Source organism: Hymenobacter coalescens (assembly GCF_054783195.1).
The window spans coordinates 194,156-207,315 of sequence record NZ_BAAGRA010000004.1 but is presented as its reverse complement, the minus strand read 5'-3'; the positions used below and the strand labels follow the sequence as shown (position 1 = coordinate 207,315).

The window sequence follows — 13,160 nt, the reverse complement described above, 5'->3', positions numbered from 1 at the left end:
TCGCCCGATTACTCGCCCCAGCCAATATCCTTCAGGCGCAGCTGCAGCGACTTTTGCCCCCGCCACTCGTTCAGCTCCACGGTGTAGCACACGCTGAAGGGCTGCCCCTGGGCAATGCGCGCGAAGTGGTCGGCCAGCCCGAAGCCGATGGCCTCGAGGGGGCTGGAATCCTCCTGCATGAGCGTGAGCTTCAGGTGGGAGTTGCCTACTACCTTGGCCGAGCCGGGCACGGCGTACACCTGCTGCGACTCAAACACCGGGCTGCTGTTGCCGGGCCCAAAGGGCTCCATCTGCCGCAGCAGGTTGAAGAAGCTCCACGTCACGTCGCGCAGGCGCAGCGGCAGGTCGATGTCGACGGGTGGAATCATCTGCTCGTCGGTCAGGCGCGACGACACCACCGCCTCGAAGCGGCGGCGGAATTCCGGCACGTTTTCCAGCGGCAGCGTGAGGCCGGCCGCGTACATGTGCCCGCCGAACTGCTCCAGCAAATCGGAGCACTCCACGATGGCCTGGTGCACGTCGAAGCCCACCACGGAGCGGGCCGAGCCGGTGGCCTTGCCGTTGGATTCGGTCAGGATGACGGTGGGCCGGTAATACTTGTCGAGGCAGCGCGAGGCCACGATGCCGATGACGCCCTTGTGCCAGTCCTGCTTGAAGAGCACCGTGGAGCGCGAGTTGCGCAGCGCCTCGTCGGTTTCGATCATCTGCAGCGCTTCCTCCGTGATGCGCGTGTCGAAGCCGCGGCGCTCGGTGTTGGTCTGGTCCACCACCGAGGCGGTGGCCAGGGCCTGCTCGGCGGTTTCGCTCAGCAACATGGCCACCGAGCGTTTGGCGTCGCCGAGGCGGCCGGCGGCGTTGATGCGCGGGGCAAAGCCGAACACCAAGCTGCTTACCGTCAGCGGCCCCTCGCGCAGGCCGGCCAGCTGCCGCAGCGCGTACAGGCCCGGCCGCGTCTCGATGGCCGGGTCGTTCAGGCGCTTCAGGCCGTGGTACACCAGCACCCGGTTTTCGCCGGTGATGGGCACGATGTCGGCGGCGATGCTGACGGCCAGCAGGTCGGTCAGCTCCAGCAGCGGCGCCTCGTCGAAACCCTGGCTCTGGCACAGGGCCTGCATGAGCTTGAAGCCCACGCCGCAGCCCGACAGCTCCTTGTACGGGTACGGGCAGTCGGGGCGCTTGGGGTCGAGCACGGCCACGGCCGGCGGCAGCTCGTCGCCGGGCAAGTGGTGGTCGCAGACGATGAAGTCCACGCCTTTTTCCACGGCGTAGCTGATTTTGTCGACCGACTTCACCCCGCAGTCCAGGGCCACGATGAGCTTGAAGCCGTTCTTGGCCGCCCAGTCGATGCCGATGGTGGAGATGCCGTAGCCCTCCACGTAGCGGTCGGGAATGTAGTAGTCGATGCGCGCCGGCCCGAACAGGGTGCGCAGGTACGAGTACACCAGGGCCACGGAGGTGGTGCCGTCCACGTCGTAGTCGCCGTACACGAGCACTTTTTCCTCGCGGTAGAGCGCCTCGGTGAGGCGCTGCACGGCCCGGTCCATGTCGCGCATGAGCATGGGGTCGGGCAGCTCGCTGATGAGGGGCCGGAAGTACGATTTCGCCGCGTCGTAGGTGCAGATGCCCCGCTGACAGAGCAAGGCAATGATGGATTCGTTGACGCGCAGAGCTTCCGAAAGGTGCCGGACCTGTTCCGGGTCGGGAGCGGGTTTACGAATCCAACGTTTCAACATGGGTGGGGCGGGCGTTATCTTCAAAAGTAAGAAGAAAACGCCGGGATTCCGCCACCCGTCGCCCCCAGGGGCGGGGGCCTGCGTACCTTTGCGGGCTCACCGCTTCCCGCTTATCATGCAGCGCCTCCGCGACTTCTACCGCCGCTACCAGCAGTACATTCTCTCCGATGCGCTGATGTACCTGGTATTTATCCTGGTGCTGGCGCTGATGTTTCTGCTATTCGGGTAAGCCGCCCGGCGGCCGCGCCTACTGCGGCTCCGGCGCCTGCAGGAACTGTGGCGGCACGTGCTCGGTGAGCCACACGCCGTTGTCGGACTGGTAGAACAGGTACCCCTGCCGGCTCATCTCGCCGGCCTGCACCGTGAGGACCACCGGCGCGCCGTGGCGCTGGCCCACACGCCGGGCCGTATCGGCGTCGGGCGAGAGGTGCACGTGGTGCCGCTCGCCGCGCCGCAGCCCTTCGGCCCGGATGCCGGCCAGGTGGCGGGTGGCGGTGCCGTGGTAAAGCTGCGCGGGCGGCGTCTGGGGCGCGTATCCCAGCTCCACCGGCACCGAATGGCCCTGGTTGGCCCGGATGCGCCGGCCGTCGGGGCTGAAGGCGAAGCGCTGCTTGTCGCTTTCGGCCACCACGGCTTCCAGCAGCGGGCGGTCGGCGGCGTGGCCGTGCTGCGCGAGGCGCTGCAGCAGCTCGCCGACGTCGGCCCAGCCGGCCGCGTCCAGCGTCAGGCCGATGGCCTCGGGCTGGTGGCGCAGCACCAGGGAGAGAAACTTGCTGAGCCGGCGGTGGGGCTCGGGGGTGGCGGGGGTAGCCATGCGGGCGCCGATTACGTAGGGAAAGAGCCGTTAAGGTAACGGACCGGCGGCATCCGGCGGGCCGTTGCTACATTTGCCGCCCTTCTTCCAAACCAAGCCTATGCGCTGTTTTGCCGCTTTTGCCTTCGCTGCGTTGCTGCTCTCCGGCTCCTGCGCCCGCCGCGTCGACCTGACCACGCCCACCGACACCTCGGAACCGCGCGCCTCGGCCAACCCCTCCACGCCGGCCCCGACGACCACGCCCACCAACGTGCCGGTGCCCGAGCGCAGCGTGAAGGACATGGCCTTCGACCAGCGCAACCGGCCCAAGTGGCTGGACGACAAGATTCAGAAGCACCTGGCCGCCGAGCCGGAAAACCCGCGCATCCGCATCGTGAGCTTTCAGTACCGCGACCAGACGGTGTACTACGAGACCTCGCCCTGCTGCGACCAGTACACCACGCTCTACGACGCGAAAGGCAACGTGCTCTGTGCCCCCGACGGCGGCATCACCGGCCGCGGCGACGGCCGCTGCCCGGACTTCGAAAAAAACCGAACCAACGAACAGCTGGTTTGGCTAGACCCTAGGTAACGGCGAGTTGGTGAGGTGGCGGGTTGACGCTCAACCCGCTCGAACATCAATCTCGCCATTTCACTCTTTCACTTATGATCAACACCATCGAAAAGCTCGGTGCCTACAACGTGTGGGCCAACGCCAAGCTGCTAACTCACCTCGACGGTATCGTGGCTACCGGTGCCACGCTGCCGGAGCGCGGCCTGCGCCTTTTCAGCCACGTGCTCAACGCGCAGGCCATCTGGCTGGCCCGCCTCACCGGCACCCAAAGCCCGGTGAAAGTGTGGCAGGAGCACGACCTGGCCAGCCTGCACAAGCTGCATCAGCAGACCTCGCCCTCGCTGCACCAGTACATGCAGGATGCGGACGATGCGGAGATGACGCGCCTGATCAGCTATTCCAACTCGCAGGGCAACGCCTACGACAGCCAAGTGTCGGACATCCTGACCCACGTGTGCGTGCACGCCAACTACCACCGCGCCCAGGTGGCCACCACGCTGCGCGAAAACGGCCTGGAGCCCATCAACACCGACTTTATCACCTACTGCCGCGAGCTGGCCGGGCAGGCTTGAGCAGCACCCTTTGGGCGTGATTTTGCGTTTTGAAAACCCTTCCGGTCCCGGAAGGGTTTTTTGTTGACTTTCCCTGGTTTATCCAGCTCCCCCATGTCCGACACATCCACGGCCGCCCCCGTGCTGGCCCCCGAGCGACTCGACGCCGCTTACACCTACGCCGCCTACCGCCAGCTCATCGACGAGCTGCTGGCCCAAGGCCTGACCACCGGCACCAACCAGTCGGAAGCGCTGCTGCACTACGCCAAGCTCAACGAGCAGCGCATGTCGCGCCTCGACAAGACCACGCAGCTGCTGCCCGGGGTGGAGGCCGAGCTCGGGCGCCTGCAGGGCCGCTACGTGTGGCTGGTGCTGACCGAGGGCTGGTGCGGCGACGCGGCCCAGATCGTGCCGGTGCTGGAGGCCGTCACCCGGGCCAGCCAGGGCAAGCTCACCAGCCGCTATCTGCTGCGCGATGAAAACCTGGATCTGATGGACCGCTACCTGACCGGTGGCGGCCGCTCCATTCCCAAGCTCATCGTGCTGCGGGCCGATACGCTGACGGAAGTCACGACCTGGGGCCCGCGCCCGGCGCCCGCGCAGGAGCTGTTTCAGGCGCTGAAAGACCAGCAGGTGCCCTATCAGGATTTCGTGACGCAGCTGCACGGCTGGTACGCCAAAGACAAAACCCGCAGCACCCAGCAGGAGCTGCTGGACCTGTTGCGCCGGCTGGCTTAGCCGCGGCGCGTACTTTTCGCTTAATTCCGACGCCCCGGCCGGGGCGGTTACCTTTTTCGCATGTCCGCTCACAAGCTCGCCCAAACCCACTACCCCGTCGCCGACTTCATCAAGCACCGCTGGAGCCCCCGCGCCTTTACGCCGCAGCCCATCGAGGACGACGCGCTGCGCACCTTGTTCGAAGCCGCGGCCTGGGCCCCCAGCGCCCTCAACGAGCAGCCCTGGCAGTTTGTGTACGCTCACCGCGAGCAAACCGAGGCGTTCCACCACCTGTGGAACTGCCTGCTGCCCGGCAACCAGCCCTGGGCCAAGGACGCGGCCGTGCTGGTGGTGGTGCTGGCCCGCAAAACGTTCGGCCAGAACCACCAGCCCAACCGCCACTACCTGCACGACGTGGGCATGGCCACCGCCAACCTGCTGCTGCAGGCCGGCACCATGGGCATTCACGGCCACGTGATGGGCGGCTTCGACCTGGCCAAAACCCAGCAGGCCCTGCACCTGCCCGCCGACCTGGAGCCCGCCACCTTCCTGGCCCTGGGCTACGTAGGCACGCCCGAGCAGCTAGAGGAACCCTTCCGCAGCCGGGAGCTGACGCCCCGCTCCCGCAAGCCGCTGAATGAGTTTGTGTTCGAAAATCAGCTCCCTACTGAGTAAAGACGCCGGCGGCCTGTGCTACGCCGCTGGCGGCCGCCGCCAACCCGAATAACGATGCGCCGGCCCGGCGCCACACGCCCAACACCTTTCCCATGCGTACGCAACGCTTCCCCGCCGCCGAGCGCGGCCTGAAGGACATCGGTTGGCTGCAAAGCAACTTCACGTTCAGCTTCAGCTCCTACCCCAACCCCGTGCGCGCCGGTTTCGGGCTGTTGCGCGTGTTCAACGACGACTTCGTGCAGGCCGGCGGGGGCTTCGGCATTCACCCGCACCAGAACATGGAAATCATCTCGGTCATGCTGGCCGGCCAGATGAACCACATCGACTCGCTGGGCTACAAGGAAGTGGTGCGGCAGGACTGGGTGCAGATCATGAGTGCCGGCTCGGGTCTGCGCCACGAGGAGCACAACGTGGGCGACGACACGGTTAACTTCCTGCAGATCTGGATTGAGCCCAAGCTGCAGAACATCAACCCGCGCTACCAGCGGCGGCAGTTTCCGCGCGAGCAGCGGCGCAACCAGCTCACGACCATCGTGTCGAACGAAGAGGGACAGGCCCACTGCTGGATCAACCAAAATGCCCGACTCAGCCTGGGCTACTTCGAGGCCGGGCAGGTGGTGCCCTACCGCCTGAACCCGACCAACAAGTGCGTGTTCCTGTTCGTCATCGAGGGCGAGGTGCGCATCGGCGCCGAAACCGTGCCCGCGCGCGACGCCCTGGGCCTCTGGGACGCGGCGGAATTCAGCATCGAGTGCGCCACGGAAAGCCAGTTTCTGCTGATTGAGGTGCCGATCAACCACTAGCCCCCACCGCCGCGACGCCGGGTGGGGGGCTCCGCAAGCCGCTTCGGCCAAGCCGCCCCGGCGGGCTAAGGCTGGTAGCCCGGTAGCCCCGCCGGCAACTTTTCTCCCTACCTGTTAGTTTTGTGGGCGTTATGCTCGTTCAGCAACTCATCATCCTCGCGCTCTTCCTCGGAGCGGCTTTCTACATCGGCCGGCGCCTGTGGCAGAGCTTTTTTGCCAAGTCTGAGGGCGGCTGCCCCAAAGGCTGCGGCGGCGCCTGCAGCGCCATCGACGTGAATGCCCTGCAGCGCACCATCGAAAAAGCTCAGCGCCAAACCCATCAATCGGTCTAGCCGAGCATTTTGGTTCCGCCATATAACCCGCCCCGCCCATGGCTGCGTATAGCCCGGGCGGGGCGGCGCGTTTTCGGGCTACCCGGCTTTCCTTCTCTCAATCCAACTACTCCAAAGCACCCCTGCGTTATGCAAGACAAAGAAGAAGAACGCGCCCTCATCAACGTGGAGAAAAAGCTCAACGCGGATGGCTACACGGCTGATTTTAACGTGCAGAACGGCCGCCTCTGCGTAATGGGCTCGGAGTCGAAAAACACCTACGGACCCGAGGAAGTGACCATCGTGGATTTCTACCGCTTCGAAGGCGAATCGAACCCCGACGACATGTCCATCCTCTACGCCCTCGAAACCCACGACGGCGTCCGCGGCACCATTTCCAACGGCTACGGCACCTACGGCGACGCCGACACCGACGATTTTTTGCGCAAGGTGGAAGACTTGGGTAAAAACCTGGACAAGGCCCACAAATAGCCGGCCCCTCCGCCCGAGTACCCGCGCCGCCGCCGGATTCGGCCTCTCCCCGGAGGCAGTCACCGGCGGCGGCGCGTCTTCGTTTGCTTCTACCCCCTTATTGCTCCCGCGGCTATGACAGCGCAACTGCCCCATTATCCTTTGCATTCGGCGGCCGACCTCGACCCGCTGCTGGCCCAGATCGGCGACGCTCGCGTGGTGCTGCTGGGCGAGGCTTCCCACGGCACCCACGAGTATTACACTTGGCGCGCGGCCCTCACCAAGCGCCTCGTGGAGGAAAAGGGGTTTCACTTCGTGGCCGTGGAGGGCGACTGGCCGGACTGCTTTGAGGTGAACCTGGCCATCAAGCGGCCCCACGACGGCCAGCCGGCCGCGCAGCTGCTGCAGACTTTCAACCGCTGGCCGACCTGGATGTGGGGCAACTGGGAAATTGCGGCGCTGGTCGACTGGCTCCGCGAGCACAACGCGGCGTTGCCGACTGCCCGGAAAACCGGCTTTTACGGCCTCGACGTGTACTCGCTCTGGGAGTCATTGGAGCAGATCATGCAGTACGCCGGGCGCAAGGGCGAAGCCGCGGCCCAGGCCGCGCAACGGGCCTACAAGTGCTTCGAGCCCTACAGCGCCGATCCGCAGGAGTACGCCGAGGCCGTGGCCTTCGTAAGCGAAGACTGCGAAGACGAGGTGCTGAGTATGCTCCGCGCCCTGCAGCGCCGCACGCCCGACTCCGGCCCCGACGGCCTGGAAAAGGAAATCGAGTTTGCCACCGAACAGAACGCGCTGGTGGCCGTCAACGCCGAGCGCTACTACAAGGCCATGCTGCGCGGCGGCGGCTCGTCGTGGAACGTGCGCGACCACCACATGATGGAAACCCTCACCCGCCTGCTGGAGCTGCACGGGCCCGACAGCAAGGCCATCGTGTGGGAGCATAACACCCACGTGGGCGACGCGCGCTACACCGACATGGCCGCCGACGGGATGGTCAACGTGGGCCAGCTGGCCCGCCAGCAGCTGGGCCGCGACAACGTGTTCATCGTCGGCTTCGGCTCCTACCAAGGCTCCGTGGTGGCGGGCAAAAGCTGGGGCGCGCCGCTGGAAGTCATGCCGGTACCCGAGGCCCGCCCCAGTTCCTGGGAAGCCCTGCTGCACACCGACATCGGCCGCGACGCGCTACTGCTTTCCCCCGAGCTGCGCCCCCTGCCCGCCCTGCAGGAGCACCTGAACCACCGCGCCATCGGGGTGGTGTACCGGCCCGAGCGGGAAAAGTACGGCAACTACGTGCCCACCGTGGTGCCCGAGCGCTACGACGCCTTCCTGTACATGGACCGCACCCGGGCCCTGCACCCGCTACCTACGCCGGCCGACACGCACGTGCCGCCGGACCTCTACCCCTGGGGCGTATAGTGCTGCAAGCCCGGAGCTCTGCTCCGGGCTTTTGGCGGCTGGTATCGGCAACGGTTTCGGTACGTCCATCAGCAGCCTATTTATCCATTAACCCAACTCATTCTCTGGCAACACGTTAGTATTCTTCCACTTAGCCACAACCAGGTCAATGGAAAAGAAGAAAACCGCCGCCATCTATACCAAGCCCGAGCTGCGCGAGCAGCTCAAGCATGAAATCATGGCCGCCGACCGGGGGGGAGCCCCCGGCGAGTGGAGTGCCCGGAAGGCCCAGCTGCTGGCGCACGAATACCGGCAGGCAGGCGGCGGTTACACGTTTGCCAAACCCAGTCCTGAACAACAGCACCTGCGCGACTGGACCCGACAAGATTGGCAAACCCTCGACGGGCAGCCCGCTGAGCGGGCGGAGGGTACTGCCCGCTACCTGCCCAAACAAGCCTGGACGCAGCTCTCGCCGGCGCAGCGCCAAGCCACCAACGAGCGGAAACAGGCCGGTTCGCGCGCTGGCCAGCGACAGGTGCCCAACACTGAAGCTGCCCGCCAAGCTAGCCAAGACGACTCCCGCGAGGATTAGCCGCTACGGCTACCCTGCCAGAATGACCTCGGCCACTTCGCGCCCCGTGGCCATGGCCGCGTTCAGCGAGGGGTAGGACATCCAGTCGCCGCAGCGGTACTGGCCGGGCCCGAGCCGCAAGGGCAGCCGCACCGGCTGCCCGGCCTCGTACACCGGCAGCGCGTGCTCGATGTGGTAAGTACCCAATCGCCGCCACTCGTTAGCGGCCGCCCCAAACCAGCCGGCCAGCTCCTGGCGCAGCCGCTGGGCCAGCGCCTCGTCGCTGAGGCCGTGCGTGCCATGGGTACTCACCGACACCAGCGTCTGGCCCACGGGGGCGTATTCCGGTGCCACGTCGCTGGGAAAAGCCACGTTGTGCACCAGCGCGCCGGGCTGAGCGTTCAGGCGCAGCAGGCCGTCGCCGCGCCCGGGCGAGCGGCCGTTGGCGGCAAAGTACGTGCAAGTGGTCCGCCGGGCTTCGGTGGGTTCGGCGGCGGTCAGGGCCGGCAACAGCTGCCGCGCGGCGGGCCCGTCGGTAGCCAGCACCACGGCACTGCCGGGCAGCGTCTGGCCGTCGGCGAGGCGCACGGTGGTCCCGTCGATGGCGGCCACGCGGGCGTGCAGCGTCAGCGCACCCACCGGCAGGCGCGCGGCCAGCTGCTTGGGCAGTTCCTGCAGCCCGCGGGCCGGCAGGGCTGCGTCGCCCTCCACGAACTGCTTGAACACGAACTCGAAGAAATTGCTGGCCGTGGTCAACTCTCGGTCGAGGTAGATGCCGCCGAAGAAGGGACGGAAGAAGCTGTCGATGATTTGTTCGCTCCAGCCGTAGCGTCGCAGGAAAGTGAGCGTGTCGGTTGCCTCACGGGCCAGCAGCTCCTCGTTGCTGCGCTGCCGCACGTGCTGGGCCAAGCTCAGCAGCCGCAGCTTATCGGCCCAGCTGCCAATGGGCGCCACGGCCGACTTCAGCCCGAGCAGGGGCTGCCGCAAAGGGTTGCGCAGGGCGGTTTGCTGGCCGCCGGGCAGCCGAATAACGGCTCCAGAGGTAAAGTTCTGCAGCTGCAGGGCGCCATAGTCGGCGAGCCGCTGCACCTCGGGGTAGCGGGTGAGCAGCACCTGAAAGCCCCGGTCGAGGCGGAAGCCGTCGGGCGTGACGTCGGTACGCACGCGGCCGCCCACCGCATCGGAGGCTTCGAGCACGTGCACCGCGCGGCCGGCCCGGTGCAGGTAGCAGGCGCAGGTGAGGCCGGCCATGCCGGCGCCGATGATGAGGACGGGAGCGGAGGAGGAAGCGTCGGCGTTCATACCCTGCCCAAACTGCAAAACCGGCCGGAAGGTTGGCGTGGTTTGCGCCCTTGGCTGTCAGCCGGTGGTTATAGTCCCGCCGGTTTTTGATTATCTGCCAGGTAAGGCGTCACGCCTACCCAAGCGGTGTTGTTTTGAGCTTCAATTTTGATTTTGAGGCTACTGGCAATGCTTTTGCCATCGTAGCTGGCCGGCTCCCAGGCGGGCATCTGGTGCAAAATCGTCGTCAGCGCGTTCAGCAACCCCGGTTGCGTGCAAGTGAAGTCACGCAACAAACCGTTTTCGGATATCACACACTGCACCTCGATGTCGCCGCTCATGTACGGGCCCAAATTACGCATCAGCTTCTTGAGCAGCTCCTGCTGGTAATTGGCCAGGCCGCCGTTGGCAAAGCTGGCTGGCCGGAAGCTGCGCCGTTTGGCCGAAGCGGCCAAGGAGGCGCAGTTGGCCCCCAGTTGAAACCTTTCCGCACTCAGGTATTCCTCCAGGCCCACGGGCATCAGGCGGGAGCCGTCGCGGTAGTCCGACGAGGCCCCGACCACCTTCACTTCCATATGCCCAGCTTTGAAGCGGCCTTTCTCAAACGTTTCGGAGCAGACCAGTGCCTTGGGGGTGGAGTTGTCGCTCAACGCCCAGCGGTTCCACTTGCCCGCTGGTTTGCCGGCAGCCACCGCGCCGCCCTGGCGGAAGCCTCCGTAGGTGCCAAACCATTCGCCCTGGCCTTCCTGCAGGCGAGCGTTGCCTTTTTCGTCCCAGTACGCGAGGAAGCTTACCTCCTCGGGCGCTGGGCCAAAGCGTAGCGTCTGCCGCGGGCGGCCGTCGGCGTACCAATAGCGCCATTCGCCCGCCTGCTGTCCGTTCTGGTATTCGCCCTGGGCGGCGCGCTGCCCGTTGGCGTGAAACGTTTCTACTAGTCCCTGGCATTTGCCAGCGCGGTAGCTTCCTGAGGCCACGAGCTGGCCGGTGGTCATAGAAAAGTCCCGGAACGGGCCGCGAAAATTGCCTTCCCCATCGATGCGGGCCAAGCGTTTCACCTCGGCGCAGGAAACCGGAGTCAGCACGTAAGCAGCCGAATAATAAAGCTCAACACTATCACCTGCTATAACCCGCACGCATTCGTTGAGGGAGGCTGCGGAGGGAGCTTGGGCCCGAGCGGCAACGCCCGGCAATAGTAACAACAGAGGTAAAAAACGACGCATCGAATACAGTAGGAAGGCCTTGAGGCAAGAGAAATTCCTCAAATAAAATAGCTCAGTCGTATATGCCGCAACCTGCGCGCTGCCCGACCACAGGTACTTCTTGCATTACTCCATTGCACTGCCCGGTCAGCGCGCAGGATTGGCTGGAGTGTGGCCCCCGCCCGCCGCCTACCACAGCCGGCGGCGCTTCGGAATTTTGCGCGTCTTCTGGGTGTAGAACTCGGCCACGCCCTTGCGGCTCATCGAAATGCTCCAGCGGCCGATGAGCTGCCCGGGCTGGTAGCCGGTGAGGGCCTTGCCGGGGTAGCTGGCAGCCAGCAGCTGGGCGTCGGCGGGCTGCACGTCGGTGCCCACCTGGCCGTGGCAGCGCATGCATACGTCGTTGGGCAGCAGCACCAGCGGCCGCTGCACCAGAAACTCGTTCTGCTTGGGCCGCGTGGCCCGGGCCGAGTCGTCTTCGGAAATGAAGCGCGGCGGCGTCACCAGCTCCCGGCTCGGCTGGGCTTCCAGCTCGCGGGCCAGCTTCACCACGGCGGGCAGCTTTTCGGGACGGCAGTACGGGTGGGCGGCGGCCACGCCGCCGGCGTTCAGGCGTTCGGTGAGCTGGGCGCGCCAACCGCGGTCGGCGGTGCGGGCAAGCGAGTCGCCGGCCCAGCGGGCGGCCTGCAGCAGCTGCACGGGCTTGATGAGCTTGGGCTGGAAGTTTTCGGCTTCGCGGGCTAGCTCCTTGGTGTTTTCGAGGTGGTCGACGTCCTCGGGGCGGCAGGCCAGCAGCAGCAGCGGCAGGGCCAGCAAGGATAGGCTTCGGCGCATATAGCAAACGGACAACGCACGCGGAACCACCCATGGCCCCGGCGGGTTTTGTACCTTTGCAAAAGTACCGCCCAATTCCGGACCCCAACGACCGATGCTTGACAAATTAGAGGCTATCAGCCAGCGCTTCAATGATGTGAGCCAGCAACTGCTGGATCCGGAAATCATGAGCGACATGAAGCGCTACAAGACCCTGAACAAGGAGTACAAGGACCTCAACAAAATTGTGACCGAGTACAAGGCCTACCAGAACGTGCTTTCCAACATCGAGGGCGCCCGGGCGGTCATTGCCACGGAAAAAGACGAGGACTTCCGCCAAATGGCCAAGGACGAGCTGGAAACGCTGCTGCCCGAGCAGGAGCGCCTCGAAGCCGTCATCAAAGACCTGCTGATTCCCAAGGACCCGAACGATTCAAAGGACATCATCCTCGAAATCCGGGCCGGCGCGGGCGGCGACGAAGCCGCGCTGTTTGCCGGCGACCTGCAGCGCATGTACATGCGCTTTGCCGAGCGCATGGGCTGGAAGATGGAACTGGTGGACGCCATGGAAGGCACCGCCGGCGGCTACAAGGAAATCATCTTGGCCGTGAAGGGCGAAGACGTGTACGGCAAGATGAAGTTCGAATCGGGCGTGCACCGCGTGCAGCGCGTGCCGGCTACCGAAACGCAGGGACGCATTCACACCTCCGTGGCGTCGGTGGTGGTGATGCCCGAGGCCGAAGAATTCGACATCGAGCTGGACATGAACGACATCCGCAAGGACCTGTTCATGTCGTCGGGTCCCGGCGGGCAGTCGGTAAACACGACCTACTCGGCCGTGCGCCTGACGCACATTCCCACGGGCATCGTGGCGCAGTGCCAGGACCAGAAGTCGCAGCTGAAGAACTTCGACAAGGCCCTGCAGGTGCTTCGTTCGCGCATTTTTGAAATCGAGCTGGCCAAGAAAAACGAAGCCGAAGGCGCCGCCCGCAAGAGCATGATCGGCGGCGGCGACCGGTCGGACAAGATTCGCACCTACAACTACCCGCAAGGCCGCGTGACCGACCACCGCATCGGCTACACGGTATACAACCTGAGCGCGGTGATGGACGGCGGCATCGAGGATTTCGTGGAGCAGCTGCGCATCGCAGAAAGCGCCGAGCGCCTGAAAGAAGGCACCACGGCGTAAGGATAGTCAGTTGTCAGTTTGAAAACGGACCTTGCTGCGGCGGGGTCCGTTTTTTCTTGTAGAAGCTTAGTTTCTTTG

15 protein-coding genes are annotated in these 13,160 nt (G+C 65.3%); 10 read left to right on the top strand and 5 right to left on the bottom strand.

What is annotated here, in order from left to right:
• Window positions 1–8 precede the first annotated feature (8 nt).
• Window positions 9–1,733 carry a single-stranded-DNA-specific exonuclease RecJ gene (recJ, locus tag ACYVKQ_RS04055; RefSeq protein WP_460575871.1) on the bottom strand — a complete coding sequence of 575 codons (1,725 nt, stop codon included), beginning with the start codon at window positions 1,731–1,733 and terminating at the stop codon, window positions 9–11.
• A gap of 247 nt (window positions 1,734–1,980) precedes the next feature.
• Window positions 1,981–2,547: an RNA 2'-phosphotransferase gene (locus ACYVKQ_RS04050; protein ID WP_460575869.1), complete on the bottom strand. Its 567-nt coding sequence runs from the start codon at window positions 2,545–2,547 to the stop codon at window positions 1,981–1,983.
• Between the two features lie 100 nt (window positions 2,548–2,647).
• On the opposite strand from ACYVKQ_RS04050, the gene ACYVKQ_RS04045 reads away from it, so the two are divergent.
• From ACYVKQ_RS04045 to ACYVKQ_RS04005, 9 genes are all read left to right on the top strand, one after another.
• Window positions 2,648–3,118: a DUF6970 domain-containing protein gene (locus ACYVKQ_RS04045; RefSeq protein WP_460575867.1), complete on the top strand. Its 471-nt coding sequence runs from the start codon at window positions 2,648–2,650 to the stop codon at window positions 3,116–3,118.
• Window positions 3,119–3,192: 74 nt separating this feature from the next.
• On the top strand, window positions 3,193–3,672 hold the full coding sequence (locus ACYVKQ_RS04040; RefSeq protein ID WP_460575866.1) for a DinB family protein: 480 nt from the start codon (window positions 3,193–3,195) through the stop codon (window positions 3,670–3,672).
• A gap of 93 nt (window positions 3,673–3,765) precedes the next feature.
• On the top strand, window positions 3,766–4,389 hold the full coding sequence (locus ACYVKQ_RS04035) for a thioredoxin family protein (RefSeq protein WP_460575864.1): 624 nt from the start codon (window positions 3,766–3,768) through the stop codon (window positions 4,387–4,389).
• Between the two features lie 60 nt (window positions 4,390–4,449).
• Window positions 4,450–5,043 (top strand): nitroreductase family protein, encoded by a 594-nt coding sequence (locus ACYVKQ_RS04030; RefSeq protein ID WP_460575862.1) that lies wholly within the window; start codon window positions 4,450–4,452, stop codon window positions 5,041–5,043.
• Window positions 5,044–5,135: 92 nt separating this feature from the next.
• A complete protein-coding gene (locus tag ACYVKQ_RS04025) occupies window positions 5,136–5,846 on the top strand; it encodes a pirin family protein (RefSeq protein ID WP_460575860.1) in 711 nt (236 codons plus the stop codon).
• Window positions 5,847–5,977: 131 nt separating this feature from the next.
• Complete coding sequence (locus tag ACYVKQ_RS04020; protein WP_460575858.1) at window positions 5,978–6,178, top strand: FeoB-associated Cys-rich membrane protein; 201 nt, start codon at window positions 5,978–5,980, stop codon at window positions 6,176–6,178.
• Between the two features lie 129 nt (window positions 6,179–6,307).
• Complete coding sequence (locus ACYVKQ_RS04015) at window positions 6,308–6,649, top strand: hypothetical protein (protein ID WP_460575855.1); 342 nt, start codon at window positions 6,308–6,310, stop codon at window positions 6,647–6,649.
• A gap of 114 nt (window positions 6,650–6,763) precedes the next feature.
• Window positions 6,764–8,050 carry an erythromycin esterase family protein gene (locus ACYVKQ_RS04010; protein WP_460575853.1) on the top strand — a complete coding sequence of 429 codons (1,287 nt, stop codon included), beginning with the start codon at window positions 6,764–6,766 and terminating at the stop codon, window positions 8,048–8,050.
• A 148-nt stretch (window positions 8,051–8,198) separates the two neighbouring features.
• Window positions 8,199–8,621, top strand: coding sequence for a hypothetical protein (locus ACYVKQ_RS04005; protein ID WP_460575850.1), 423 nt, complete (start codon window positions 8,199–8,201; stop codon window positions 8,619–8,621).
• Window positions 8,622–8,630: 9 nt separating this feature from the next.
• Here ACYVKQ_RS04005 and ACYVKQ_RS04000 read toward each other — a convergent pair whose 3' ends face one another.
• The 3 genes from ACYVKQ_RS04000 to ACYVKQ_RS03990 form a co-directional block, all read right to left on the bottom strand.
• The gene (locus tag ACYVKQ_RS04000; protein ID WP_460575848.1) at window positions 8,631–9,902 is read right to left on the bottom strand and encodes a protoporphyrinogen/coproporphyrinogen oxidase; all 1,272 of its coding nucleotides are present in this window, start codon (window positions 9,900–9,902) and stop codon (window positions 8,631–8,633) included.
• A 68-nt stretch (window positions 9,903–9,970) separates the two neighbouring features.
• Window positions 9,971–10,963, bottom strand: coding sequence for a toxin-antitoxin system YwqK family antitoxin (locus tag ACYVKQ_RS03995; protein ID WP_460575846.1), 993 nt, complete (start codon window positions 10,961–10,963; stop codon window positions 9,971–9,973).
• 306 nt (window positions 10,964–11,269) lie between these two features.
• Window positions 11,270–11,914, bottom strand: a complete 645-nt coding sequence (locus tag ACYVKQ_RS03990) for a c-type heme family protein (RefSeq protein WP_460575844.1) — start codon at window positions 11,912–11,914, stop codon at window positions 11,270–11,272.
• Window positions 11,915–12,008: 94 nt separating this feature from the next.
• Between ACYVKQ_RS03990 and prfA the strand changes: the two genes are divergently transcribed.
• Window positions 12,009–13,082: a peptide chain release factor 1 gene (prfA, locus tag ACYVKQ_RS03985; RefSeq protein ID WP_460575842.1), complete on the top strand. Its 1,074-nt coding sequence runs from the start codon at window positions 12,009–12,011 to the stop codon at window positions 13,080–13,082.
• The last annotated feature ends 78 nt before the right edge of the window (window positions 13,083–13,160 follow it).